Annotated in this window: 21 protein-coding genes; 10 read left to right on the forward strand and 11 right to left on the reverse strand. The window is 75.9% G+C overall.

What is annotated here, in order from left to right:
• Positions 1–6: 6 nt before the first annotated feature.
• The 10 genes from HKK73_RS09565 to HKK73_RS09610 all read right to left on the reverse strand — a co-directional run bounded on the left by HKK73_RS09565 (position 7) and on the right by HKK73_RS09610 (position 12,436).
• Positions 7–822 carry a polyprenol monophosphomannose synthase gene (locus HKK73_RS09565; RefSeq protein ID WP_171467873.1) on the reverse strand — a complete coding sequence of 272 codons (816 nt, stop codon included), beginning with the start codon at positions 820–822 and terminating at the stop codon, positions 7–9.
• A complete protein-coding gene (gene lnt / locus HKK73_RS09570; RefSeq protein WP_371810613.1) occupies positions 819–2,576 on the reverse strand; it encodes an apolipoprotein N-acyltransferase in 1,758 nt (585 codons plus the stop codon). The genes HKK73_RS09565 and lnt overlap by 4 nt, the downstream gene beginning before the upstream one ends.
• Before the next feature lie 284 nt (positions 2,577–2,860).
• Positions 2,861–4,501: an amidohydrolase gene (locus tag HKK73_RS09575; protein WP_171467874.1), complete on the reverse strand. Its 1,641-nt coding sequence runs from the start codon at positions 4,499–4,501 to the stop codon at positions 2,861–2,863.
• A gap of 167 nt (positions 4,502–4,668) precedes the next feature.
• Positions 4,669–7,647, reverse strand: a complete 2,979-nt coding sequence (locus HKK73_RS09580) for an RNA helicase (protein ID WP_171467875.1) — start codon at positions 7,645–7,647, stop codon at positions 4,669–4,671.
• Positions 7,648–7,697: 50 nt separating this feature from the next.
• The gene (locus tag HKK73_RS09585; RefSeq protein WP_171467876.1) at positions 7,698–8,768 is read right to left on the reverse strand and encodes a diacylglycerol kinase family protein; all 1,071 of its coding nucleotides are present in this window, start codon (positions 8,766–8,768) and stop codon (positions 7,698–7,700) included.
• A gap of 43 nt (positions 8,769–8,811) precedes the next feature.
• Entirely contained in the window at positions 8,812–9,555 is a 744-nt protein-coding gene (tatC, locus tag HKK73_RS09590; protein WP_043660075.1) for a twin-arginine translocase subunit TatC, read from the reverse strand.
• Positions 9,556–9,591: 36 nt separating this feature from the next.
• Positions 9,592–9,885 carry a Sec-independent protein translocase subunit TatA gene (gene tatA, locus HKK73_RS09595; RefSeq protein WP_171467877.1) on the reverse strand — a complete coding sequence of 98 codons (294 nt, stop codon included), beginning with the start codon at positions 9,883–9,885 and terminating at the stop codon, positions 9,592–9,594.
• A gap of 125 nt (positions 9,886–10,010) precedes the next feature.
• Complete coding sequence (locus HKK73_RS09600) at positions 10,011–10,337, reverse strand: hypothetical protein (RefSeq protein WP_043660077.1); 327 nt, start codon at positions 10,335–10,337, stop codon at positions 10,011–10,013.
• 10 nt (positions 10,338–10,347) lie between these two features.
• Positions 10,348–11,370, reverse strand: coding sequence for a YafY family protein (locus HKK73_RS09605; protein WP_034651630.1), 1,023 nt, complete (start codon positions 11,368–11,370; stop codon positions 10,348–10,350).
• Positions 11,363–12,436 (reverse strand): YafY family protein, encoded by a 1,074-nt coding sequence (locus tag HKK73_RS09610; protein WP_171467878.1) that lies wholly within the window; start codon positions 12,434–12,436, stop codon positions 11,363–11,365. The genes HKK73_RS09605 and HKK73_RS09610 overlap by 8 nt, the downstream gene beginning before the upstream one ends.
• A gap of 35 nt (positions 12,437–12,471) precedes the next feature.
• Between HKK73_RS09610 and HKK73_RS09615 the strand changes: the two genes are divergently transcribed.
• The 9 genes from HKK73_RS09615 to HKK73_RS09660 all read left to right on the forward strand — a co-directional run bounded on the left by HKK73_RS09615 (position 12,472) and on the right by HKK73_RS09660 (position 22,102).
• Positions 12,472–13,641 (forward strand): DUF3866 family protein, encoded by a 1,170-nt coding sequence (locus tag HKK73_RS09615; RefSeq protein WP_171467879.1) that lies wholly within the window; start codon positions 12,472–12,474, stop codon positions 13,639–13,641.
• A 171-nt stretch (positions 13,642–13,812) separates the two neighbouring features.
• Positions 13,813–14,400, forward strand: coding sequence for a DUF4129 domain-containing protein (locus HKK73_RS09620; protein ID WP_216607978.1), 588 nt, complete (start codon positions 13,813–13,815; stop codon positions 14,398–14,400).
• Between the two features lie 528 nt (positions 14,401–14,928).
• A complete protein-coding gene (locus HKK73_RS09625) occupies positions 14,929–15,927 on the forward strand; it encodes a MoxR family ATPase (RefSeq protein ID WP_171467881.1) in 999 nt (332 codons plus the stop codon).
• Entirely contained in the window at positions 15,924–17,273 is a 1,350-nt protein-coding gene (locus HKK73_RS09630) for a DUF58 domain-containing protein (protein ID WP_171467882.1), read from the forward strand. The genes HKK73_RS09625 and HKK73_RS09630 overlap by 4 nt, the downstream gene beginning before the upstream one ends.
• Positions 17,270–17,824, forward strand: coding sequence for a hypothetical protein (locus HKK73_RS09635; protein WP_170963628.1), 555 nt, complete (start codon positions 17,270–17,272; stop codon positions 17,822–17,824). The genes HKK73_RS09630 and HKK73_RS09635 overlap by 4 nt, the downstream gene beginning before the upstream one ends.
• Before the next feature lie 111 nt (positions 17,825–17,935).
• A complete protein-coding gene (locus HKK73_RS09640; RefSeq protein WP_043654965.1) occupies positions 17,936–18,514 on the forward strand; it encodes a Dps family protein in 579 nt (192 codons plus the stop codon).
• 170 nt (positions 18,515–18,684) lie between these two features.
• Positions 18,685–19,173 (forward strand): VOC family protein, encoded by a 489-nt coding sequence (locus tag HKK73_RS09645; protein ID WP_081600015.1) that lies wholly within the window; start codon positions 18,685–18,687, stop codon positions 19,171–19,173.
• Positions 19,174–19,928: 755 nt separating this feature from the next.
• On the forward strand, positions 19,929–21,374 hold the full coding sequence (argG, locus tag HKK73_RS09655; protein WP_085387943.1) for an argininosuccinate synthase: 1,446 nt from the start codon (positions 19,929–19,931) through the stop codon (positions 21,372–21,374).
• Positions 21,375–21,445: 71 nt separating this feature from the next.
• Positions 21,446–22,102 (forward strand): YigZ family protein, encoded by a 657-nt coding sequence (locus tag HKK73_RS09660; protein ID WP_085387942.1) that lies wholly within the window; start codon positions 21,446–21,448, stop codon positions 22,100–22,102.
• Positions 22,103–22,539: 437 nt separating this feature from the next.
• On the opposite strand, the gene HKK73_RS09665 is transcribed toward HKK73_RS09660, so the two are convergent.
• Positions 22,540–23,961, reverse strand: coding sequence for a UTP--glucose-1-phosphate uridylyltransferase (locus HKK73_RS09665; RefSeq protein ID WP_043654956.1), 1,422 nt, complete (start codon positions 23,959–23,961; stop codon positions 22,540–22,542).
• A 92-nt stretch (positions 23,962–24,053) separates the two neighbouring features.
• On the opposite strand from HKK73_RS09665, the gene HKK73_RS09670 reads away from it, so the two are divergent.
• Positions 24,054–25,595, forward strand: a complete 1,542-nt coding sequence (locus tag HKK73_RS09670) for a lipase maturation factor family protein (RefSeq protein WP_171467883.1) — start codon at positions 24,054–24,056, stop codon at positions 25,593–25,595.
• The last annotated feature ends 3 nt before the right edge of the window (positions 25,596–25,598 follow it).

Below are 25,598 nucleotides of genomic sequence, written 5' to 3' on the forward strand. Positions count from 1 at the left end.
GACGCCTCAGCGCGTGCCGCGCCGCCCCGCGACCGACCGCGCGAGGCTCGCGAGCTGGGCCGCGCGCCGTCGGGCACCCCAGACCGTGACCTTCCACAGCGCCTCGGTGACGATCGCGCGGCTCATCTTCGACCGCCCCGCCGTGCGCTCGACGAATGTGATCGGCACCTCCGTCGCGCGGCCACCGGTCCGCACGACCCGCCACGCCATGTCGACCTGGAAGCAGTACCCGTGCGACTCCACGCTCGCGAGGTCGACGGCGCGCAGCGCGGACGCGCGGTAGGCGCGGTAGCCCGCCGTCGCGTCGCCCAGGTGCAGCCCCAGCGCGAGGCGCACGTACGCGTTGCCCGCTCGTGAGAGCACCTCGCGGTGCCGCGGCCAGTTCTCCACGCGCCCGCCCGGGACCCAGCGTGACCCGATGACGAGGTCCGCGCCGTCGTGCGCGCCGTCCGCCGTGGCGGGGCCGAGGGCGGCGAGCAGGGACGGCAGCTGCTCCGGCTGGTGGGAGCCGTCGGCGTCCATCTCCACGAGCACGTCGTACCCGGCGTCCAGGCCCCACCCGAACCCCGCGACGTACGCGGCGCCCAGGCCCTCCTTCCCGGCCCGGTGCAGCACGTGCACGCCCGGGTCGACGGCGGCCGCGGCGTCGGCGAGGTCACCCGTCCCGTCCGGGCTCGCGTCGTCCACGACGAGCACGTCCGCGTCCGGGACCGCGGCGCGCAGGCGCGCGAGCGTGCCCGGCAGTGTCAGCGCCTCGTCGTACGTGGGCACGACGACGAGCACGCGCCCGCCCGGGACGCCCTCCCCCGCGCGCCCGCTCACGGCGCCTCGTCCCCGGCCGGCGCCGCGGCGGTCCGGGTGCGGCGCTCGCGGACGGCGCTGACGACGCCCGCGGCGAGGAGGCCGAGGGCGAGGAGCTCGACGAAGCGGCCCGGCCAGTCCCCGGCCCGCACGGCGGGCGTGAGGCTGGTGCGCAGCGGCAGGTCGGCGACCATCTGGTCGGCGGTGAACAGGCCCGTGCTCTGCAGGAGCGTGCCGTCGGGGGCGATGACGCCGCTCACGCCGACGGTCGAGACCTGCACGGTCGCGCGGCCCGTCGACACGGCGCGCAGCCGCGACATCGCGAGCTGCTGCGTCGACTCGGCGGTGTACCCGAACGAGGCGTTGTTGGTCGGCACGACGAGCAGCTCGGCGCCCGCGTCGACCGCGTCGTTCACGAGGCCGTCGTAGGCGACCTCGAAGCAGATGACGACGCCGAGCGGCACCGTGCGCCCCAGGCGGGGCGCGTCGAGGTCGACGACGCCGGTCTCGGTGCCCGCGATCATGTCGATGCTCACGCGGTCGACCTGGTCGGAGAACACGCGCAGCAGGGAGCGCAGCGGGATGTACTCGCCGAACGGCGCCGGGTGCTGCTTGGCGTAGCGGTCGACGACACCGGTGCCCGGCTCCCACAGGAGCGACACGTTGTACCGCCCGCCGGTCTCGGGGTACTCCTGCGCGCCGACGAGGATCGGCGCGCCGACCTCCTGCGCGACGTCGTCGATGGCGCGCGCCACCTCGGGCGTGGTCTGCGGGTCGAGATCGGACCCGTTCTCGGGCCACAGCACGACGTCGAGGTCGCCCGGCTCCACGTCGTCGAGGAGCGCGAGCGTGCCCTGCAGGTGGTTGTTCAGCACCTCGGCCCGGTTCGCGAACGACCCGAGGCCGGGCTCGCCCACGTTGCCCTGCACGGCCCCGACGGCGAGCGTGCCCGCCTCGGCGCGCGCGTCGAGCGGCACGAGCAGCGGTGCGACCACGAGCGCGGCCCCGACGGCCACGGGGACGACGGCGCCGGTCACGACGGCGCGGCGGCGCACCACGGCGAGCACCGCGACCGCGAGCAGCGCCCCGGCGAGCGCGACGAGCAGCGACACGAGGACCTCTCCCCCGAGCCACGCCGCGCGACCCAGCGGGGAGTCCGCCTGGGAGAACGCGAGCCGGCCCCAGGGGAACCCGCCGAACGGCACCTCGGTGCGCGCCTGCTCGGCCCCGACGAACAGCACCGCGAACGCGACGGCCTGCCGCCCGGGGTGCCCCGCGAGCCACGACCAGCGGCGCGCCCAGACCCACGCGGCACCGAGCAGCCCGACGAAGCACGCCTCCATGACGGACAGCGCGAGCCACGGCACGGTCTCGGTCGCGTAGTTCGCCCACCACAGGTGCGGCAGGAAGAACGCCAAGCCCCACACCAGGCCCACGAGGAAGCCCCAGCGCGCGCCGTCGCGGCGCAGCGCCCAGAACAGGGCGGCCACGCCGACGAACGCGAGCGGCCACCACCCGCGGTCGGGGAACGCGGTGTCGGTGAGCAGGCCGCCCGCCAGGGCGAGCAGGAGCGTCAGGGGCCGCGACGGGACGGCGGGCGACGAACCCGCGGGGACCTCGCGCTCGGATCGGCCGTCGGGCCGTGCGTTCGGTCCGGCGTCCGGCCCAGCGTCGGGCTGCCGGTCGTGAGGCGTGCCGGTCTCGGGCGCACGGGCGGCCGTGCCTGCGGGGCGGGATCGCCCGGCGGGAGCGGCCGGGGGCTCGGGGGCGTGCACGGGTGCACCCTACGCCACGGACCTGCACGAAGACCTGGCGGGCCGCCGCCGTCCGCGGAGGGTCGGCGGGGGCGGGAAAGGAGTGTGTGCGGGCTCGCGCGCCCTTCGGCCCGTACGACGCCGCCACCGGCGGAGCACGTTTTCTACTGAGCGCGCGAGCCCGGCCAGGTACCCGGCGCGGCACGCCGAGGGGTCGTCGTCGGTGGCTGATCCCCCTGCGGCCACGGGGGCCGGAACACCCTGTCGAAACTACTCCGGCTCACCGCCCTGTCAAGCGGGAGCGATCAGACGAAGGTGTCGAACAGGGGCACTCCGGCCCGCACGGTCTGCAGGCACCGCGGTCGCGGCACGTCCGGCCCGAGCTCGGGCAGCAGCGGCTGCCCCGCGCGCGCGTCCGTGCTCCACGACGACGTCGTGCGGCCCAGCGCGCCCTGCACCACGAGGTGCTCCCCGCGCCACACCGCGAGGTGCGCGGGCGCCCCCACGCGCAGCTGCCCGGCGCCGGTGTGGTCGAGCCCGGCGATGCGCCACCCGCCGCGCGTGTGCGCACGGAACGCGGCACGGGCCGAGATCTGCTGGTCCGGGTCGACGTGCGACATCGCGGCGAGCACGCCCGCCCACGGGTCGATCCGCGTCACCGGCGCGTCCGACCCGAACGCGAGCGGCACGCCCGCACCCGCGAGGTCCGCGAAGGGGCTCAGGCCCTGCGCCCGCATCGCCCCCACGCGCGCCGCGTACATGCCGTCCGGGCCGCCCCACGCGGCGTCGAACGCGGGCTGGATGCTCAGGCTCACCCCGTACAGCAGGAGCGTGGCGAGCGCGGTCGCGTCGACGAACAGCGCGTGCTCGACCCGGTGCCGCGCCGCGCGCACCGCGCCCTGCCCGTGCGCCTCGGCCGCGAGGCCGAGCCCGAGGACGAGCTCGTCCATCGCACGGTCCCCGATGACGTGGAACCCGCCCTGCGTGCCGGCCGCCGCGACCGCGGACAGGTGGGCCGCGATCTGCTCCGCCGTGAGGTACAGGTTCCCGCGGTCGCCGCGGTCCGGCCCGTCCTGGTAGGGCAGCCGCATCGCCGCCGTGCGGGACCCGATCGACCCGTCGACGTTGAGGTCGCCCGCGATGCCCGCGAGGCCGGGCACGTCCGCGAGGAGCGCGCGGGCGTCGTCGGCCGTGGCGCACAGCTCGCCCCGGTACCCCACGACGTGCGGCAGGCCCGACGACGCGTCCGCCGTGAGGGCGAGGATCTCCCGCAGCCCGGCGCGCGTGTCGATGTGCGGGGCGCTCATCTCGTGCACCGACACCACGCCCTGCTCGGCCGCGGCCCGCAGCGCCGTGCGGTACAGGTCCGTGCGCCGCGCCGGGGACACCGCCCGGGCGACGTCGCGCGCGACGTGGTGCGCCTCCCCCGCGACCCAGCCCGACTCGTCCCACCCGGGCCGCGTCTCGAGCGCGCAGCGGCGCGCGAGCGTCGTGGACACCACCGCGGAGTGCACGTCGACCCGCGCCGCGTACACCGCGCGGCCGCCCGCCGCGGCGTCGAGCTCCTCGCGCGTCGGGGGCCGCCCCTCGGGCCAGGACCGCTCGTCCCACCCGAAGGCGAGCACGACGTCGTCCGCGTGCGCGCCGGCCGCCGCCTTCGCGACGGCGTCGAGCGCGGCCGCGAGCGACGTCACGCCGGCGCTCGCGGACAGGTCGACGCCGGCCAGGGCGAGCCCGACCTCGAACAGGTGGACGTGGGCGTCGACGAACCCGGGGGCGACGAGCGCCCCGTCGAGGTCGATGACGCGGTCGGCGCGGGCGGCGAGCCCGTCGGCCGTGTCGTCGGCGCCGATCCAGGCGATGACGCCGTCGTCGACGAGGAGCGCTTCCGCGAACGGGTCGGCCGGGGAGTGGATCACGCCGCCGCGGTACAGGGTTGAGGCCACAGTCCTTCACGATACCGCCACAACCCGCCGTGCTTCACCGCCCGGTGGCGGCGTCGGTGCAGGTCCGGGCGCGTGTCGTGCACGTCACGCCGGCCGGTCCCTGCGCCGGCCCTCCGAGCCGGCCTCGCGAGGCTGGCGGACGGGGGCGCCGCCGGGGCGGGGTGCGCTCAGACGCTGGAGTAGGCGACGACGCCGCGGCGCAGGCGGTCGATCGCCTGGCGTGCGGTGCGGCGCACCTCGGGGGTGGGTGCGGCGCCCGCGACCTGGTCGAGGACGTCGATGACCTGCTTGCACCAGCGCACGAAGTCGCCGGCCGCGATCTCGGAGCCGCGCAGCACGGCGTCGAGGCTGCGCCCGACGGCCCAGCGGTGCACGGCGGTGACGAGGCCCTCGTCGAGCGGCCCGGTCGCGTCGATGTCGTGCTCGTCCTCGAGGTCGTCGACCTCGGACCACACGCGCGTGGTGGCCTCGAGCGCGCGCGCCAGCCTGCCGTGGGGGCCGCCGGGGACGTCGGGCTCGCCGTGGTCCTCGCGGCGCCCGGCGTACACGCACGTGGACACGACGGCGGCCAGGGCGGGGGCGTCGAGGTCCTCCCACACGCCGCGGCGCAGGCACTCGGCCAGGAGCAGGTCGTTCTCGGCGTAGAGGCGCCGCAGCCACTGCCCGTCGGGCGTGACCTGCAGCCCGGTGCGCGCGGCCTCGCGGGCGGCGCGACCGGTGGGCGGGCCGCCAGGGGTCTCGGCCTCTTCCTCGTCGAGGGCGTCCTCGAGCGGTGCGGCCGGGTCCTGCGCGGGCTCGGCGGGCGCGAGGTAGCCGAGCGTGACGAGGACGTCGCAGATGCGGTCGAAGACGCGCGCGATGGAGCCGGTGCGGCCCTCGACGCGTCGTACGAGCTGGTCGTGCTCCTTCTTCAGCCGCGCCCACCGCTCCGCCCAGCGGGCGTGGTCCTCCCGGTCGGGGCAGTCGTGGCACGGGTGGGCGCGCAGCTGGGCGCGCAGGCGCGCGAGCTGGGCGTCGTCGGCCGCGCCGGACCGGGCACGGGTGGTGCGGCCGGGGCGCGTGCCCGGCTCGTCGAGCGCGCCGAGCGCGTTGCGCAGGGTGGAGGCGAGGTCGCGCCGCTGGGCGGGCACGCGCGCGTTGAACGTCTTGGGGATGCGCACGCGCGCGACGGTGCGGATCCCGCCGGGCGCGTCGGCGACGGTGAGCTTCTTCACCTGGCGGTCCTGCGTGAGGACGGTGGGGCGCGGCCCGACGAACCCGGCGCCCTCCCCCGGGTCGAGCACGACGACGTAGCCCGCGCGCCGCCCGGACGGCACCTCGACGACGTCCCCGGGCCGCAGCCGCTCGAACGCGGCGACGACCTCGGCGCGGCGCGACCGGCTCGCGGCGCGCGACAGGTCGCCCTCGCGCGCGGTGATGCGCCGCCGCAGCGCCGCGTACTCGGCGAAGTCGCCGCGGTCGCACGTCATCGCCTGCGCGTACCCGTCGAGGGCCTCGGCGTGCGCCTGCGCCTGCTTGGCCAGGCCGACGACGCCCCGGTCGGCCTGGAACTGCGCGAACGACGTCTCCAGGACCTCGCGCGCCCGGTCGCGCCCGACCTGCGCGACGAGGTTGACCGCCATGTTGTACGTGGGCCGGAAGCTCGAGCGCAGCGGGTACAGGCGCTTGGACGCCAGGCCCGCGAGGTGCACCGGGTCCAGGCCGGCGTGGTCGACGACGACGGCGTGCCCCTCGACGTCGATGCCGCGCCGCCCGGCGCGCCCGGTGAGCTGGGTGTACTCCCCCGGGGTGACGTCGACGTGCGCGGTGCCGTCCCACTTGACGAGCTTCTCCAGCGCGACGGACCGGGCGGGCATGTTGATGCCGAGCGCGAGCGTCTCGGTGGCGAACACGACCTTGATGAGGCCGCGGCTGAACATCTCCTCGACCGTCTCCTTGAACACGGGCAGCAGGCCCGCGTGGTGGGCCGCGATGCCGCGCGCGAGGGACTCCGTCCACGTCCAGTACCCGAGGACCTCCAGGTCCTCGGTGGGGATGGTCGCGGTGCGTTCCTCCGCGACGCGCCGGATCTCGGCCTCCTCCGCGGGCGACGTCAGACGCAGGCCTGCGGTGAGGCACTGCTGCACGGCGCCCTCGCACCCGGCGCGGGAGAAGATGAAGTAGATCGCGGGCAGCAGCCCGTCCGCGTCGAGCGCGTCCACGACGGCGAACCGGGCGGGGGTGCGCCGCCCGACGACGGACCGGTCCGGTCCCGGGCGGCGCCCGCCGCGGCCCCGGTACCCGCGGTCGCCAGACCCGCGCCGTCCGCCCGTCCCGGGGCCGCCGGTGCGGGGCGCGGTGCGGAACGCGGCGAGCAGGTCGGGGTTGATGGGCGGGTTCACGCCCGGGTCGGTGGGGTCCACCGTCCCGGCGTACAGGTCGAGCAGGTCCGCGCCGGGCGCGCGCCCGCCGCCCGCGTGCGCGACCCCGGCCGCGGGGTTCGCGGACGCGACGAGGACGTGCTGCCACAGCGGCACGGGCCGGCGCTCGCTGACGACGACGGTCGTGTCGCCGCGCACCATCTCCAGCCAGTCGCCGAACTCCTCCGCGTTGGACACGGTCGCGGACAGGGACACGAGCTGCACGTCGTCGGGCAGGTGGATGATCACCTCTTCCCACACGGGCCCGCGGAACCGGTCGGCGAGGTAGTGCACCTCGTCCATGACGACGTACGCGAGCCCGTCCAGGGTGCGTGACCCCGCGTAGAGCATGTTGCGCAGCACCTCGGTCGTCATGACGACGACGGGCGCCTCCCCGTTGATCGTCGTGTCACCGGTGAGCAGGCCCACGGAGTCGGCGCCGTGGCGGCGCACGAGGTCGGCGTACTTCTGGTTGGACAGCGCCTTGATGGGGGTGGTGTAGAACGCCTTGCGCCCGCTCGCGAGGGCGAGGTGGACCGCGAACTCGCCCACGACCGTCTTCCCGGCGCCCGTGGGCGCGGCGACGAGCACGCCGCGGCCCTCCTCGAGCGCCTCGCACGCGCGCACCTGGAAGTCGTCGAGGGGGAAGTCGAGCACCTGCCGGAAGTCCGCGAGCCGCGTGCGGGACGCCGCCTGGCGGGCCCGGGACGCGGCGTAGCGGGCGGCGGGCGATTCGTCGGCCGTCATGCCGTCAGCCTACGGTCCGCCGCCCACCTCGCCGGTCGGGAGCCCCCTGCTCAGCGGGTAGGGGCGGCGGCGTCGAGCACGCGCAGCGCCCCGGGGACGACGTCGACGCGCAGCGGCAGCGGCCCGAGGTGCTCCCCGTCGGCGAACGCGTGCGGCGGTGCGGCGCCCGCGGCGGTCGGCTCCACCGTGACCGACGTCGCGCGCACGGTCCCGACCGCGCGGTGGGCGAGGTGGCGCCCCGCGTACATGCCGGGGAAGACGCGCGCGGCGCCCCACCGCCCGAGCGGGCCCGCGACGACGACGTCCAGCAGGCCGTCGTCGGGCGCGGCGTCGGGCGCGACGCGGACCCCGCCGCCGAAGCGGGGGCTGTTCGCGACGGCGACGAGCGCGCCCGGCGACTCCCACACGAACGCCCGCCCGTCCGGGCCGCCGGCCGCGTCGGGGTGCTGCGCGGCGTCGGGCGCGGGCAGCAGGGGCGCCCCGGCGAGGACGTCCGGCACGTCGTCGCCCGCGGGCACGCCGCGCACCGTGACGCGGTACCCGTAGGGCCGGTAGCGGGTGATCTCCGTCAGGGCGGAGCGCGCGTACCGGGACCGTCCGCGCGGCCAGGTCGCGGCGTTGGCGTGCGCGTTCACCGCGGCGTCGATCCCGGCGGACAGCACGCCCGCGTACCAGCGCGCGGCGGGCACGTGCTCGCCCGCGACCCGGGCGGCGTCGACCACGCGCACGCGCGCCCCGGCGCTCGCGGCGGGCCCGAGCGCGCCCAGGAGGGCGTCGACGCAGCGGTCGGGGCGGCCGGTGGGCAGGTCGAGGGCGTGCGCGAAGTCGTTGCCGGTCCCCACGGCGACGATGCCGAGCGGCACGCCGGTGCCCGCGGTGGCGTTGACGCCGAGGTGCACCATGCCGTCGCCGCCGACGACGACGAGCGCGTCCACGCCCGGTGTCGCGCCGGTGCCGCGGACGGCGGCGTCGGCGGACTCCTGGGCGAGGGGCAGGCTGGGGGCGCTGAGGTCGAGGACGTCGTGCCCGGCCGCGGTGAGCGCCTCGGCGGTGCGTGCGCCTGCGGTGCGGCCCCGCCCGCGCCCGGCCGTCGGGTTGACGACGAGCGCGACCGTGCTCACGCGCGGCCCCCGCGCCCGGTGGGGCGCGGTCGGGGCGGGGTGCTCACAGGGCGAGCCGTGCGGCGTCGCGCTGGTCGACGCGCCGGTCGTGCAGGACGGAGATCCCGTAGGCGAGGAAGTACAGGGCGCAGATGGGCAGCGCGACGCAGAACATGGTGAGCACGTCGGGCGTGGGCGTCATGATCGCGGCGAACAGGAACGAGATGAGCACGGCCCAGCGCCACCCGGCGAGCCACGTCGCGGCGCGCACCACGCCCATCGTGTTGAGCGCGACCATGATCACGGGCACGAGGAACGCGATGCCGAACGCGAGCATGAGGCGCATGACGAACCCGAGGTACATCTGGGCGTTGATGAGGTTCGCGCTGCCGTCGGGCACGAACTCGTTGAGGAGCGCGACCGCGCGCGGCAGCATGACCCACGCGAGCGCGACGCCGGCGAGGAACAGCGGGACGGCGGCGCCGATGAACCCGAACGCGTACCGCTTCTCCTTGGACGTCAGGCCGGGCGTGATGAACGCGAAGAGCTGGTACAGCCACCACGGGCTCGACAGCAGGACGCCGAGGAACAGGGAGACCTTGACCTTCATGTCGATGGCCGTGGCGACGCCCTCGAAGTTCAGGCCCGTCAGGACGTTACGGCGCTCGGCGGCGTCGACGAGCGGCTGCTGCAGGGCCTGCAGCACCGGCTCGTACACGATCCACCCGACGACGGCGCCGAGGACGATGCCGATCGCGGCGAGGAAGAGGCGCTTGCGGATCTCGACGAGATGCTCGCGCAGGGGCATGCGCCCCTCGGGGTCGCGGGGAGTGCGGGACACCGACTACGCCTTGGGGGTGTCTTCCTGCGTGGACGACGCCGTGCCCCCCGTCACGCTCGTCGCACCCGTGCCCGTCGCGCCGGTGGTGGTGCCGGTGCTCGTCGTCGCGGTGGTGCCCGACGGCGTCGTGGTCGTCGTCGTGTCGTCGTCCTCGCGCAGGTCCTTGACCTCCTTCTTGAAGATCTTCAGCGACTGGCCGACGGAGCGCGCCATGTCGGGGAGCCGCTTCGACCCGAAGAGCAGCAGGACCAGGAGGATGAGGACGACGATCGTCGCGGGGTGACGAAGGATGTTCACGGCGGGAACCTACTACCTACTCGTGGGCGGCCAGGGGCGACGTTGCTCTTCGCGCCATCATAGGTCACGGTCCTTGCGCCCCGAGGCGTCGCCCGAGCGCCGCGCACGGTCGCGACGGGTGCCCGTCAGGCGTTGAACCGCCGCCAGCGCGACCACACCTGCTCGTCGCGGCGGCGCCGCAGCACGCGCCGCTCCTCGCGGTCCGCGCGCAGCACGTCCACCCGGGCGCGCAGCTCGACCGGGTCGTCGAACAGCGTCGGCGCGGTGGAGGGCTGCGCCTCCTGCTGGGCGCGCGCCAGCTCGTCCGCCCGCGCACCGAGGTCCGCCGCGACCTGCGACGCGCGCGACAGCTCGCGCCCCAGGCCCTTGACGGAGCGCCACAGGCGCCGCGCGAGGAAGAACGCGCCCACCAGGGTGCCCACCACGAGCACCGTCCACACCCAGAACCACATGCCGCCCACCCTAGCCAGCGGGCCGCTCGCCCGAGCGCCCGCTCCCCTCGTGCGGTGCCTCACCCGGGGCGTCGCCGGGCAGGTGGGCGTACGCGGCCAGGGCGGCGCTCGCGGCCTCGCGCACGTCCTGCGCGACGGCGGCCGGCTCGACGGCCAGGACGTGGCGGGCGCGCTCGGTGAGGAGCTGGCGCAGCCACACCGGGTTGGTGACGCGCAGCCGCACCTCGAACGCGCCGCCCGGCAGGTTGCGCACCGACTCCACGGGGACCTGCTCGGCCACGGCGCGCGCGGGGCTGGCGAACGTGATGGTCGCGAGGGGCGCGTCCCCGGTGGGCGTGAAGTCCACGTCGGGGTCGACGTCGTGCCCCTCGACGGGCTGGTCGAGCTCGGTCGCGGCCAGGATGCGGTCGACGCGGAACGTGCGCCGCCCGCGGGCCCGGTGGCACCACGCGAGCAGGTAGGCGTGCTCGTCCTGGGTGTGCAGGGACACGGGGTCGACCTCGCGCTCGGACTCCTCGTCCGCGGCGGTGACGTACCGGATGCGCAGCCGGTGGCCCGCGACGAGCGCGCTCGTGATGGCCGCGACCACGCGCGGGTCGCCCTCGGGTGCGAGCTGCACGTCGAGCGCCGCCGCGGCCTCCCCGGTCGCGTCGGTCAGCTTGCGCAGCACCGACTCCACGACGCCCGCACGCTCCGGGTCGGCCTGCACCGCCGCCGTCTCGCGCATCGCGCGCAGGGCCGCGATGAGCGCGACCGCCTCGCGCGTGCCGAGGCGCAGCGGACGGGTCATGCCGCGGGCCTCGGTGAGGCGCACGACGCCGCGCTCGATCGAGTCCGCGTCGAAGTCGATGAGGTCGTCGGGCCAGTACCCGGGCGTGCCCGACACCCACAGGGCGTCGACGTCGTCCAGGACCTGGCGCTCGCTGACGCCGAAGTGCCGCGCGAGCTCGCCCACCGGCACCGGGCCCGCCCCGTCGAGGTACGCCACGATGCCCAGCAGGCGCACCAGCCGGTCGTCCGCGCGCTCAGCCACGCTCCACCTCCGCCTGTCCGGCGCCGTCGGCCGGGCCCGTCGCCAACGCCGCCGCGTCGCGCAGCCGCCGCACGACCGCCTCGCGCAGGTCCGGCGGGCCCAGCACCAGCACCGCGTCCCCGTACCCCACGACCTCGTCCGCCATCGCGTACCGCACGTCGTACGCCACCTCGATCACGTCGCGGCCCGCGCCGTCGCCCGCGCGCGCGTCCGGCACCGAGCCCACGACCGTGCCGCGCGCCCGCAGCGCCCCCGCGCGCTCGGGCACCACCGCGAGGCGCGCCAGCCCGCCCGCGTCGCGCGTGCCCAGCGCCGCGTCCACGTCCACGTGCGCCGGCACCTCGAACGCGTCCCGCGGCCCCGACGCCCGCACCCGCCCCTCCACCCGGCTCAACCGGTAGGACCGCGGCGCGCCCCGGTCCAGGTCCAGGCCCACCAGGTACCAGCCGCCGCGCCGCGCTGCGATGCGCCACGGCTGCACCCGGCGCGGCCGCACCTCGCCCGTGCTCGCCGCCCGGTACGTGAACGACACCACGCGCCGCGCCGAGATCGCGTCCATGAGCGTCGCGTACGCGTCCCCCACCGCCCGCACCCGCGGCGCCAGACCTGCCACGACGTCCATCGCGGTCTCCCCCGCGCCGGCCGCCCGCAGCTTCGTCAACGCCCGGGAGATGTCCGTCCGCAGCGTCTTGTCCTGCCAGAACTGCGCCGCCAGCGCCAGCACCCCGAGCTCCGCCGGCGTGAGGTCCACCGCCGGCAGCGCGTACGCGTCCTGGTCGATCCGGTACCCCACCTCGTCCGCGTGCCCGCCCGCGTCCACCGTGACGATCGGGATACCGAGGTCGCGCAACGTGTCCTTGTCCCGCTCGAACATCCGTTCGAACGCGTCGGGCGAGGGGGCGTCCCCGTACCCCGCCACGCTCGACCGGATCTGCTGCTTCGTCATCGACGCGTTCGTGTTCACCAACGCGATCACCAGGTTCAGCAGACGCGCCGCAGGGTTCGTCGACGAACCCCCCGACGACGACGCGACGGAGGGCGCGGAGGCAGCAGTGGGCTCGGACATCGGCACCACGCTAGTCGGTCGATAGGGTGTGCCGCGTGATCACGTGGCGGACCGCGACCGTGGTGTCGCACGCGAAGGCCTGGACCGGAGCCCAAGAGCTCGACGTCAAGCTCCACATACCCCTGCCCGGACGGCCCGACGACCCCCACGCCACCGTGCGCGCCCTCGCCTACACCCAGCTCGTCGGCACCCCCCACCCCGGCGACCACGTCCTCCTCAACGTCTCCGCCCTCGCCCGCGGCCTCGGCACCGGCGGCTACGCCCTCGTCGTCGGCCCCGCCCAGCCCGCCACCCCCCTCCCGCCCGACCCCACCCCCGGCCCCGGCCACCTCGTCAAGGCCCGCTACACCCCCCTGCAAGCCCTCGTCCTCGGCGTCGACGAGCAGGAGTCCCCCCACCACGACACCCTGCGCGACGCCGACGACCTCGCCCACACCCCCGTCGTCGTCGCCGACCTCCACTCCGCCCTGCCCGCCGTCGTCGCCGGCGCCCGCCACGCCGCGGCGCTCGCAGGCCGCCCCACCCCCCGCATCGCCTACGTCATGACCGACGGCGGCGCCCTGCCCGCCGCGTTCTCCCGCACCATCGCCACCCTGCGCGACACCGGCTGGATCGACACCTGCATCACCGTCGGCCAAGCCTTCGGCGGCGACCTCGAAGCCGTCACCGTCCACACCGGCCTCCTCGCCGCCCACCACGTCACCGGCGCCGACCTCGTCGTCGTCGCCCAAGGACCCGGCAACCTCGGCACCGGCACCCGCTGGGGCTTCTCCGGCGTCGCCGCCGGAGAAGCCCTCAACGCCGTCGCCACCCTCCGCGGCCGACCCGTCGCCTCCCTGCGCGTCTCCGGCGCCGACCCCCGCGACCGCCACCTCGGCATCTCCCACCACTCCCTCACCGCCTACGGCCGCGTCGCCCTCGCCCCCAGCGACCTCCCCCTGCCCGTCCCCACCCCCGACATCGAGAACCTCCCCGGCTGGGGCCCCGACCTCACCGCCCGCATCACCCACCAGGCCCACGCGCTCGCCGCCCCCACCGGCCGCCACCACACCGTCCACGTCCCCGCCGGACCCGACCTCCTCCACGCCCTGCACGACGCCCCCGTCCGCCTGTCCACCATGGGCCGCGGACTCGACACCGACCCCGCCGCCTTCCTCACCGCCGCCGTCGCCGGCGCCCACGCCGAGTCCCTCAGACCCGCATGACCACCACGCAGGGGGACCACGACCACCGCCGGCCCGGCCCGCTTCACCGCCGTCACCGCCCTGGCGCTCGCGGCCGTCCTCGCTGCCGCGACCAGCGCCCCCTGGAGCTGGGACGCACCCGCCTGGCTCAGCAGCCTCGCCCGCGACCCCACCGGCCCGCCGCCCGAGAACGTGCCCCAGGAAGCCGCCGCCGCACCGCAACGGATCGAGATCCCCGTCGACGCGACCGGCATGTCCTTCGACACCTACCTCCTGTGGTTCCTCGGCGCCGTCGTCCTCGTGGTCCTCGTCGTCCTCGCACGCCGCCACCTCCCACGGCTCCTCGTCCGACGACGCCACCGCGACCTCCTCCTCGCCCCACCCGGCGACACCGCACACCTCGCGCAGGACCAGGTCGTCCCCGAGCTCCGCGACGCCGTCGACCGCGTCCGCGCCCACCTGAGCACCCCCGACGCCGACCCCCACGACGCCGTCGTCGCCGCCTGGGTCGCCCTCGAGCACGCCGCCGCCCGCGCCGGCACCCGACGCGACCCCGCCCAGACCCCCACCGAGTTCACCACCGCCGTCCTCGCCAGCACACCCGCCGACCCCCACGCCGTCGCCACCCTGCGCCGCCTCTACCACCGCGCACGCTTCGGCGAGAACCCCCTCGGCACCACCGACCTCGACGCCGCCCGCCACGCCCTCACCCGGATCGCGACCGACCTCGGCGCCCCACCCGACACCGCCGCCCGCACCGACCACCGAGCACGACCGTGAACCCCCGCGCCCGCTAGGCCCGCCTCCGCCCCACCGACCGGACCACCCTGCGCACCGCCGCCACCGTCGTCGGGCTCGGCATCCTCCTCACCACCCTCGGCGCCTCCCCCGCCCACACCCTCACCCTCACCGCCCTCGGCATCGCCGCCACCCTGCTCCGACACCGCACCGGTTATGCCGGCGACACCGTCTGGCCCCACCTCCCCACCCTCCGACGCGACGGCAACCGACGCGACGTCTCCGACCTCGGCTGGTCCGTCCTCGGACGCGACGGACGCGTCACCCCCTCCGCAGCACGCCGCATGCGCCACCTCACCGACCAGACCCTCCACCGCCACGGCACCGGACCCCTCCACGACCCCACGGCAGCACCCGACATCGCCCGCCTCCTCGGCCCCGCGTCGCCCGCACCACCCACGACCTCACCACCACCGGACGCCTCCCCACCCCCGCCGAGCTGCGCGCCTGGCTCACCGCCCTCGACCGCCTCCCCACCACCCCGGACCGCCCCGACGAAGGGACACCCCGATGACCCCCCACCGCGACACCACGCCGCCCGCGACCCTCGACGTCCCCACCGTCGCCGCGCACGGCCACGCCGTCCTCCACGAGGTCGCCACCGCCGTCGTCGGAGCCCGCGAACCCCTCACCCTGGCGCTCGCGGCCGTCCTCGCCGGGGGCCACGTCCTGTTCGAGGACGTGCCGGGGCTCGGCAAGACCCTCGCCGCACGCAGCCTCGCGCGCGCCCTCGGTCTCGACTTCACGCGCCTGCAGTGCACGCCCGACCTGCTGCCCTCGGACGTCACCGGCTCCTCCGTGTACGACCCCGGGACCCGGACCTTCGAGTTCCGGCCCGGGCCCGTGTTCACCGGGCTCCTGCTCGCCGACGAGATCAACCGCACCGCGCCCAAGACCCAGTCCGCGCTGCTCGAGTCCATGGCCGAGCGCCAGGTCACCGTCGAGGGCACCACCTACCCGCTGCCCCGGCCCTTCCACGTCGTCGCGACGTCGAACCCCGTCGAGCACGAGGGCACCTACCCGCTCCCGGAGGCCCAGCTCGACCGCTTCATGGTCCGGCTGTCCGTCGGGTACCCGGGCCGCGACGAGGAGCGCGAGGTCCTCGCCCGCCGCATCGCACGCCGGCACGACGACCCCGTCGTGCGCCAGGTCGTCGACCGCGACACCGTCCTCGCCATGCAGGCCGCCGTCGAGCAGGTCGACGTCCACCCCGACGTCCTCGCCTACTGCGTCGACCTCGCCGCCGCGACCCGCACCCACCGCGACCTCGAGGTCGGCGCGTCGCCCCGCGGCTCCCAGAACCTCGCGCTCCTCGCGCGCGGCGTCGCCGTGCTCGACGGGCGCGACGTCGTGCTCCCCGAGGACGTCAAGCGCGTCGCCGTCCCCGTCCTCGCGCACCGCCTCACCCTCACGCCCGGTGCCTGGGCCGCCGACCTGCGCCCCGAGGCGCTCGTCGACGACCTCCTGCGCACCGTCCCCGGACCCGCCACCGTCGGCCGGGCCGCATGACCGGCCCCGGGACGCCGGACCCCGACGCGCCGCCGCCGTGGCGCACCACCGTCCACCTCGGGGCCGGCGTCCTCCTCGGCACCACGCTCCTCGCGCTCGGCGTCCTCGTGCGCCGACCCGACGTGGCGCTCCTCGGCGTCGCGCCCCTCCTCGCCGCGGTCTGGGTCTGGACCCACCGGCCGCGACGGCCCGTCACGCTCCGCGTCGCCCTCGACCCCGCCGCTGCTCCCGGCACCGTCACCGCGCGCACGCACGCTCACGTCCCTCCGGGCGTCGAGCTGCTGCGCCTGCGCGGCGTCGCCCCCGGCGGCCTCGTCACCGAACGCCTCGTCGACGTCACGCGTGGCTCGCGCGACCTCGCCTGGCACGCCCCGTCGGTCCGCACCGGCCCGACCGACACCCTGCGCGTCGACCTCGCCGCCTACGGGCCCGACGGCGTCGAGGAGCAGCCTCCGCACGTCGCCGCCGGGCCGCGGCGCCTCGTGCTGCCCCGCGCCACGCCGCTCGGCCGCACGCCCCTGTCCTCCCGCCTGCGCGGGCTCTCCGGTCCCCGCACCTCCCGCCGGCCCGGAGACGGCACCGAGCTCCGCGACGTCGACGCGTACCGCCCCGGTGACCGTCTGCGCCGCATCGACTGGCGCGCCACGGCCCGTCGCGCACCCGACCTCGACACCCTGCACGTCCGCCGCACCTACGGCACCGCCGAGGCCACCGTCGTCCTCGTCGTCGACTCCCGGGACGACGTCGCCCCCGACCTCGCCACCTGGAACGGTGTCGGCGAGCAGCGCCCCGACGAGCCCACGTCCCTCGACCTGGCGCGGCACGCCGCCGCGTCCGTCGCGCACGCCGTCCTCGCCGACGGCGACCGCGTCGCCCTGGACGACCTCGGTCGCCTCGCCCGGCCCGTCCGCCCCGGCGGCGGACGGCGCCACCTGCGCCGCATCCTCCACGGGCTCGCCCTGGCCCGGCCCGTCGGCGACCCCACCGCGCGCCACCGACCGCCCCAGGTCCCGGCCGGCGCCGCCGTCTACCTCTTCTCCACCCTCCTCGACGACGAGGCGCCCCGCCTCGCCCACCAGTGGCACGACACGGGCCACGTGGTCGTCGTCGTCGACGTCCTCCCGCCCGTCAGCGTCGCCGACGTCGACGAGCACGTCGCCGTCGCCTGGCGCATCACCCACCACGAGCGCGAGGCCCGCATCCACGAGCTGCGCCGCCGGGGCGTCACCGTCGTCCGCTGGTACGACGGCACCCCCGACGCCGACGGCGCCCGCGGCGCGCTCGAGCTCGCCGCACGACGCCTCGACCGGCACCCCGCGGGCGCGACCCCGGGCGGTCGGCCATGAGGATGCCCGCACGCCGCGAGACCGTCACCGCCGGGCCGCCGCCCCGGCTCGTCGTCGAGACGGGCCCCACATTCCCCGCGTGGACGGCGCGCGCCGCCCTGCTCCTCCTCGCGACCGGGTTCGGGGCCGCCGCCCTCCAGACGACCGGGCTCGCCCCGTCCTTCGTGTGGGGCGTCGCCGTCGGCCTCGGCATCGTCACCGCGTACCTCCCTGCCCCGCCCGTGCCCCACCTCCTCGTCCTCGTCGGCGGCGTCGTGCTCCTCGTGGACGGCACCGCGCCCTTCGACCCCGCCGTCCTCGCCCTCCTCCCGCTCGGGCACCTCGTGCTCCGCGCCGCATGGTGGAGCGATCACGTGCCGCCCGGAGCGCGCGCCGAGCTGCGCGCCCTCGCACCCGACCTGCGCCGCGTCGTCGTGCTCCAGGCCGCGCTGCTCGTCGTCGCGCTCGCCGTGCGGTCGGTCGCGCTGGCCGACGTCTCGTCCGCGGTCGCGGCGGCGCTCGGTGGCCTCGCCGTGCTCGGCGTCGTCCTGCTCGTGCGGCCGCGGGACTGAGCACTCGTCCTGCGAGGACCGCGCCCCGGCACCACGATGGACGCAGACGGCACCCGCGCCGTCGTCCCGCCGCCGTCCCGGCGCGCGTCACCGACCCCGAGGAGGCAACCCATGGCTGCTCGTTCCGACCTGCCGAAGTACACGGTCCCGTCGCTCACCCCTGAGGAAGGGGCCCAGGTCGCCGGGATCCTCCAGGAGCGGCTGCACGCGCTCAACGACCTGCAGCTCACGCTCAAGCACATCCACTGGAACGTCGTCGGCCCGCACTTCATCGCGGTCCACGAGATGATCGACCCCCAGGTCGACGCCGTCCGCGCGATGGTCGACGCGACCGCCGAGCGCATCGCGACCCTCGGCGTCTCCCCGCAGGGCACGCCCGGCGCGCTCGTCGCCGCCCGCACCTGGGAGGACTACTCCCTGGGTCGCGCCTCGACGATCGCGCACCTCGGCGCCCTCGACGAGGTGTACGTCGGCGTCATCACGGACCACCGCGAGGCAGCGGCCGCGACCGAGGAGCTCGACGACGTCACCAACGACCTGCTCATCGGGCACCTGCACGACCTCGAGCTCTTCCACTGGTTCGTCCGCGCGCACCTCGAGTCGACGGGCGGCGACCTCTCCACCGAGGGTGCGCGCACCGAGGCCGGCGCCGCGCGCAAGGCCGAGGAGGCGGCGGCCGGTCAGCCCTGACCCCGCTCCCTCTCCACCGCCGTCGTCCCGACGGCGACCGGGCCCCGCCACGCGAGTCGTGGCGGGGTCCTCGCTTTTCGGGGCTGGTTGGTGAGCTGTTCGCTCGGGGTGCTGGTGGTGTTGATGCGCTTGGCACACTATTTATTTTGAGAGGAGCGTAAGGTCGCGGCATGACCGATCCGCACGCCGCACCGCCGCCCGTCCGCCAGCTCCGGCTCGTCGTCGAGGCGGAGGACTACGACGCCGCCCTCGCGTTCTACCGCGACGTCCTGGGCCTCCCCCAGCAGATCGCCTACGCGGACGGCGAGGACGACCGGGTGGCGATCCTCGACGTCGGGCGCGCGACGCTCGAGATCGCCTCCCCCGGGCACGTGCGGGCGATCGACGACCTGGAGGTCGGGCGTCGCGTCGCGGGGCACCTCCGGGTCGCGCTCGAGGTGGACGACGCCGGGGGCGCGACCGACCGGGCCGTCGCCGCCGGGGCGTCGCTCGTCGCCCCGCCGACGCGCACGCCCTGGGGGTCGCTCAACTCACGCCTCGACGCCCCCGCCGGCCTCCACCTCACGCTGTTCCAGGAGCTCGGCGGCGAGGAGGGCGTCCCGCCCGGCGTCGTCGCCGAGACCGGGCCCGGCGACGATCCCGCTCCCCGCCGGGGCTGACGCCTCGACCCACGCCCGCCGGACCTGCTCGAAGCGCGTCGGGAGCGGCGCCCGCACGGCCCCGTAGCGCGCGTTCGTGCGGTGCACGAACCGCCGCCACGACAGCACGAGGCCCTGCTTCGTGATGGGCAGGCCGCTGGACACCGTGACGCCGTTGTCGTGCGTGTGGTGGACCGTGAGCAGCAGCGCGCGCGGCACCGACCCCTCGAGGTCCGCCGCGAGCACCTCCCGCACCGCCATCCAGCGACGCAGCACGACGACGACGCTCGCGCTCAGCACGTGCTCGCGCACCGTGCGGTGCTTGCCGTGCGTGAGCACGACCCTCCCCTCCCCCGCGCGCTCCGTCGCCGGGCCGAGGTCGATCGCGTCGACGGTGCAGCGCAGCAGGTCGCCGTAGCGCGCGCCCGTGGCGCGCGTGAGGCCGGCGATCACCGCGAGGCGCACGGTCTCCGGCTTCGCGGCCTCGACCATCGCCTCCGTCGCCAGCAGGCGCCACACCCACTCGGCCTCGTCGAGCGTGACGGTGGGGCGCGGGTAGCGGGACGCGGCGCCGGTGCTGGTACCGGTGCCGGCGGTCGTGCCGCCCGCCGCGTCCGGGCCGGTGGGTGACGTAGCGTCGTCGGGCATGGGTGGACCCTACCGCTTGGCACACTTTTTGTGTCGAGAGCGACTGGCGGGCGTGTCGCCGCCAGGCCCGCCGCGGCTCCCTGACCACCGAATTGAATACGTATGCAGAATGCTGCATACTCGTGCCCATGTCCAAGGTTCTCACCTCCCTGCCCGTGGGAGAGCGCGTCGGGATCGCGTTCTCCGGGGGCCTCGACACGTCCGTCGCCGTCGCGTGGATGCGCGACAAGGGCGCGGTGCCGTGCACCTACACCGCCGACATCGGCCAGTACGACGAGCCCGACATCGGCTCCGTGCCCGGTCGCGCGACCGCCTACGGCGCCGAGATCGCGCGCCTCGTGGACTGCCGCGCCGCGCTCGTCGAGGAGGGTCTGGCCGCGCTCGCGTGCGGCGCGTTCCACATCCGCTCCGGCGGACGCGCGTACTTCAACACCACTCCCCTGGGCCGCGCGGTCACGGGCACGCTCCTCGTCCGCGCGATGCAGGAGGACGACGTCCAGATCTGGGGCGACGGGTCGACCTTCAAGGGCAACGACATCGAGCGGTTCTACCGCTACGGGCTGCTCGCCAACCCGCACCTGCGCATCTACAAGCCGTGGCTCGACGCGGACTTCGTGGCGGAGCTCGGCGGGCGCAAGGAGATGTCGGAGTGGCTGCTGGCCCACGACCTGCCGTACCGGGACAGCACCGAGAAGGCGTACTCCACGGACGCGAACATCTGGGGCGCGACGCACGAGGCGAAGACGCTCGAGCACCTCGACACGGGCATCGAGACCGTCGACCCGATCATGGGCGTGCGGTTCTGGGACCCCGCGGTCGAGATCGCGACCGAGGACGTGACGATCGGCTTCGTCCAGGGCCGTCCGGTGACGATCAACGGGGAGGAGTTCGAGTCGGCCGTCGCGCTGGTCCAGGAGGCCAACGCGATCGGCGGCCGCCACGGGCTCGGCATGTCCGACCAGATCGAGAACCGCATCATCGAGGCCAAGAGCCGCGGCATCTACGAGGCCCCCGGCATGGCGCTCCTGCACGCCGCGTACGAGCGCCTGGTCAACGCGATCCACAACGAGGACACCCTCGCGCAGTACCACACCGAGGGCCGCCGCCTCGGCCGCCTCATGTACGAAGGCCGGTGGCTCGACCCGCAGGCGCTCATGATCCGCGAGTCGCTGCAGCGCTGGGTGAGCACCGCCGTCACCGGCGAGGTCACGCTGCGCCTGCGCCGCGGCGAGGACTACTCGATCCTCGACACCACCGGGCCCGCGTTCAGCTACCACCCGGACAAGCTGTCGATGGAGCGCACCGAGGACTCCGCGTTCGGCCCGATGGACCGGATCGGCCAGCTCACCATGCGCAACCTCGACATCGCCGACTCGCGGGCCAAGCTCGAGCAGTACGCCGGCATCGGGATCGTCGGCACCACGCACGCGGCGCTCATCGGCGCCGTGCAGGCGTCCACCGAGCTCATCGGCGCGATGCCCGAGGGCGGCGCCGAGGTCATCGCGTCGCGCGGCATGGCCGAGGGCGACGACGCGCTCCTCGACCGCGCCGCGATGGAGTCCGGCACGGACTGACCGCCACGACGCCCACCGACGGCGCCCGGGGCGGCGACCGACCCGGGCGCCGTCGCGGCTAGGCTCGCAGGGTGAGCGCGGGCACCGGGGAGCTGTGGGGGACGATCGCCGGACCCGTCGACCACGAGCTGGTCGTCAAGAAGTCCCGCTTCCTCGCGCACCTCTCCCCCGTCCCGTCCGTCGCCGCGGCCGACGCCGTCGTCGCGCGCGTGCGCAAGGAGCACTGGGACGCGCGCCACCACTGCGTCGCGCTCGTCGTCGGCCCGCACGCCGACCAGCAGCGCTCCACCGACGACGGCGAGCCCTCCGGCACCGCCGGCATCCCCATGCTCGAGGTGCTGCGGCACCGCCACGTGACCGACGTCGTCGCCGTCGTCACGCGATACTTCGGCGGCGTCCTGCTCGGAGCCGGCGGCCTCGTGCGCGCCTACTCGAGCGCGGTGAGCGAGGCGCTCGACCTCGCGCGACCCGTGCGCCGCGCCGTGCTCACCGCGGTGCACGTCGACGCCCCGCACGCCGACGCCGGGCGCCTCCACGGCGTCCTGCGCGACTGGTGCGACCACCACCACGGCACGCTCGAGGGCGTCGACTACGGCACGACGGCCGCGTTCACCGTCCTCGTCCCCCCGGCCGAGCTCGACCGGTTCGACGCCGACCTCGCCGCCGCGTCGTCCGGCGCCCTCGTCGCGCGCCGGGGCGACAGCCGCGTCGTCGACGTCCCCGCCTGAGCGCGCCCGCGCAGGAACCCCGCACACCGCGAGGTAGAGCCGTGGTCGGCCGAGGTAGAGCCGTAGTCCAGGGAGATAGAGCCGTAGTCGCGCGAGGTAGAGGCCCGGTCACGCGAAGAAGAGCCGTCGTCGCGCGAAACCGATCTGCCCGCAGACCGACGATTGCTCGCTCGACCCGTCGGCGCAGGCGACCACGACAAGCCGGGGCGCCACCGCCGTCGGGCCGAGAGCCGAGGCGAGCCGAGGCGAGCCGAGGCGAGCCGAGGCGAGCCGAGGGCAGCGCACCCGCCCGGCGCGTGCAGCGCCCGACCGACCACGCCTCTACCCCGGCCGACCGGGCCTCTACCTCGGCCGACCACGCCTCTACCCCGGCCGACCTAGCCTCTATCCCGGCCGACCACGCCTCTACCTCGGCCGACCCAGGCTCTCCCCCGGCGTCAGGCGCTGACGCCGTCCGGGCCGACGACGGCGCCGTCGGGGACGCGGGCGGAGCCGCCCGGGTCGGCGAGCTCGGCCTCGCCGGTGACCGTCACGCCGGAGCCGAAGGTCCAGTCCCCGCGCACCGTGAGCGAGCGGGCCGCGCGCAGGGACGGGGTGCCGTCGTCGAACCGGGCGTCGAACGCGGCGATGGTCTTGTAGTGGGCCGGGTCGAGGTCCACGAACGGCGCGTCGGTGCGCGCGACGAACCGGTACGCGTCGTCGAGGTCGTAGACGTCCGAGCGGAGCACGAGGAGGTCGTTCGTCGTCTTCACCGGCAGGAACCGGTCGCGGCCGACCTCGATCGCGACGGCGCCGTCGAACACCTCGACCGCGGCCCCCATGGCGGACTCGATCTGCACGACCTCGGGCGACGACGGGTCGGTCGGGTCGACGGTCTTGGTGTTCTTGATGAGCGGGAGCTCGAGCACCCCGCCGGTGCGGTCGAGCTCGGCCGACAGCGCCTCGAGGTCGAACCACAGGTTGTTGGTGTTGAAGTACCGGTGCCGGCTGATGTCGGCGGCGGCGTCCTGGTCCTCGGCCGGGGTCTGCGCCGTCTCGCGCAGGACGAGGCGCCCGTCGCTGCGGCGCACGACGAGGTGGCCGCCCTTGCGGTCCGCGGGCGTGCGGCGCGCGACCTCGGCGGCGAACGGCGCCCCGCTCGCGGCGAACCAGCCGGCCATCGCGGCGTCGGGCGCGGCGCCGAGGTTGTCGGAGTTCGAGACGCTCGCGTAGCGGTACCCGGCGTCGAGCAGGGCGCGCAGCGCGCCGGACGCGTAGAGGGCGGTGTACAGGTCGCCGTGGCCGGGCGGGCACCACTCCAGCTCCGGGTCGGCGGGCCAGTCGACGGGCGTGAGGTCGCTCGCGAGGATCTTGGGCTCGCGGTTCTGCAGGAAGTCGAGCGGGAGGTCGCCGACGGCGAGGTCGTCGTGCGGGGCGAGCGCGGCGAGCGTGTCGGCCTGCGTGCGGAACGAGTTCATGAGCAGCAGCGGCAGCGGCGCCCCGGTCGCGCGCCGCGCGGCGCGCACCTGCGCGACGATGACGTCGAGGAAGGTCAGCGGCCCGCCGTCGGGGTGCTGGGGGTCGGCGTCGCGCACCGTGAGGAGCGACTTGGCGCGGTCCATGCCCATCGACGTGCCGAGCCCGCCGTTGAGCTTGATGACCGCCGTGCGGCGCAGCGCCTCGCGGGCGGCGTCCTCGGGCACCTCGAGCTCGTCGCGGTGCGTGACGTCGGTGAGCGGCTCGACGTCGGCCTCCGGGATCATGCCGGTCGCGCCGGACTCGAGGAGCCGGTAGAAGCGGGCGAAGACGTCGATGGCGGCGGGCGCGACGCCCGCGTCGCGCATGCGGTCGGTGGACTGGCTCAGGCCCTGGCTGCTCATGCCCCGATGGTAGGGGCGCGACGCGGTCGTGGCCCGGCGCGGGGACGGCCGGACCGCGGGTGAGACAGGGCTCACAGCCCTACCGTGGGCAGATGGCGGACGTCCTGCCCGACGACGTGGCGACCTGGCTCGGGTCGTGGTTCTGGGCGCCCGGCTACGACGTCGCGCGCGAGGTGCTGCAGCGCGGCACGGCGGCGATCCTCGTCGTCGCGTTCCTCGTCGTCGTGCGGCAGTGGCGCCCGCTGCTGGGCGAGCGTGGGCTGCTGCCCGCCGCGACGTTCGTGGCGCGCACGACGTGGCGCGACGCCCCGAGCGTGCTCCGGTGGCGGTGCTCGGACCGGTTCGTCATCGCGCTCGCGTGGGGCGCGGCAGGACTGGCGGCGCTCCTCGTCGTGGGGGTCCCGCAGCGCGGGCCGTGGTGGCTGACGACGCTCGCCTTCCTCGTGCTGTGGGCCGTCTACCTGTCGGTGGTGAACGTCGGGCAGCGGTTCTACGGGTTCGGCTGGGAGTCGCTGCTGTGCGAGGTGACGTTCCTCGTGGGGTGGCTGGGCTCGTCCGGCGAGGGCGCCCCTCCCCCGCTGCTCGTGCTGCTCCTCGCCCGCTGGTGCCTGTTCCGGGTCGAGCTCGGCGCGGGACTCATCAAGCTCCGCGGGGACCGCGCGTGGCGGGACCTCACGGCCCTGGAATACCACCACGAGACGCAGCCCCTCCCCGGCCCGTTCTCGTGGCACGCGCACCACCTGCCGCGGTGGTGGCACCGCGTCGAGGTGGCGGGCAACCACGTGACGCAGCTCGTCGTGCCCTTCGCGCTCTTCGCGCCGCAGCCGGTCGCGAGCGTCGCGGGCGGGGTCGTGGTGCTCACGCAGGCGTGGCTGCTCGTGACGGGGAACTTCGCGTGGCTGAACTGGCTGACGATCGTGCTCGGGCTCGGCGTCGTGAGCGACGGCGCGTGGGCCGCCGTCGGGTCGTGGCTCGTGCCCGCGCTCGGCCGCGGCGAGGATCCGGTGCCCGACGGCGCCGCCGCCCTGGGCGGCCCGGTCACCCTCGTCGTGGCCGTGCTCGCGGTGTCGGCGCTCCTGCTCGTCCTCGGCGTGCGCCCGGCGCGGAACCTCGTCGCGCGCCGGCAGCTCATGAACGCGAGCTTCGAGCCGTTCCGCCTCGTCAACGCGTACGGCGCGTTCGGCTCGGTCTCGCGGCGCCGCGACGAGGTCGTCGTGGAGGGGACGACGGCCCGCTCCCCCGGTCCCGACGACTGGGTCGAGTACGCGTTCCGCGGCAAGCCGGGCGACGTGGGGCGCCGCCCGCCGCAGGTCGCGCCGTACCACCTGCGGCTGGACTGGCAGATGTGGTTCCTCGCGCTCGGGTCGCCCGGCACGCGGTGGTTCGAGGTGCTGCTGCTCCGGCTCCTGGAGGCCGACCGCCCGACCCTGCGCCTGCTCGCGGCGGACCCGTTCGCCGACGACCCCGACGGCCCCGCCCCGCGGTGGGTGCGGGCCCGCGTCTTCCGTTACCGCTACACGACGCGCGCCGAGCGGCGACGCACGGGCGACTGGTGGGTGCGCGAGGAGCGCGGGGCGCTCGTCGACCCGGTCGACCGCGAGCGTCTGCGGCTGCTCCTGGGCCCGCGGGCGTGAGCA

The sequence above is a fragment of the Cellulosimicrobium sp. 72-3 genome, assembly GCF_013127315.1.
In the GTDB taxonomy this organism is placed as follows: Bacteria; Actinomycetota; Actinomycetes; order Actinomycetales; family Cellulomonadaceae; genus Cellulosimicrobium; species Cellulosimicrobium funkei.

Coding starts and splice junctions, on each gene's coding strand:
- HKK73_RS09670 (WP_171467883.1), top strand. CDS start 24,054: ATGGCGGACGTCCTGCCCGACGACGTGGCGACCTGGCTCGGGTCGTGG.
- HKK73_RS09600 (WP_043660077.1), bottom strand. CDS start 10,337: ATGTGGTTCTGGGTGTGGACGGTGCTCGTGGTGGGCACCCTGGTGGGC.
- HKK73_RS09645 (WP_081600015.1), top strand. CDS start 18,685: ATGACCGATCCGCACGCCGCACCGCCGCCCGTCCGCCAGCTCCGGCTC.
- argG (WP_085387943.1), top strand. CDS start 19,929: ATGTCCAAGGTTCTCACCTCCCTGCCCGTGGGAGAGCGCGTCGGGATC.
- HKK73_RS09625 (WP_171467881.1), top strand. CDS start 14,929: ATGACCCCCCACCGCGACACCACGCCGCCCGCGACCCTCGACGTCCCC.
- tatC (WP_043660075.1), bottom strand. CDS start 9,555: ATGCCCCTGCGCGAGCATCTCGTCGAGATCCGCAAGCGCCTCTTCCTC.
- HKK73_RS09630 (WP_171467882.1), top strand. CDS start 15,924: ATGACCGGCCCCGGGACGCCGGACCCCGACGCGCCGCCGCCGTGGCGC.
- HKK73_RS09610 (WP_171467878.1), bottom strand. CDS start 12,436: ATGTCCGAGCCCACTGCTGCCTCCGCGCCCTCCGTCGCGTCGTCGTCG.
- HKK73_RS09635 (WP_170963628.1), top strand. CDS start 17,270: ATGAGGATGCCCGCACGCCGCGAGACCGTCACCGCCGGGCCGCCGCCC.
- HKK73_RS09640 (WP_043654965.1), top strand. CDS start 17,936: ATGGCTGCTCGTTCCGACCTGCCGAAGTACACGGTCCCGTCGCTCACC.
- HKK73_RS09665 (WP_043654956.1), bottom strand. CDS start 23,961: ATGAGCAGCCAGGGCCTGAGCCAGTCCACCGACCGCATGCGCGACGCG.
- HKK73_RS09580 (WP_171467875.1), bottom strand. CDS start 7,647: ATGACGGCCGACGAATCGCCCGCCGCCCGCTACGCCGCGTCCCGGGCC.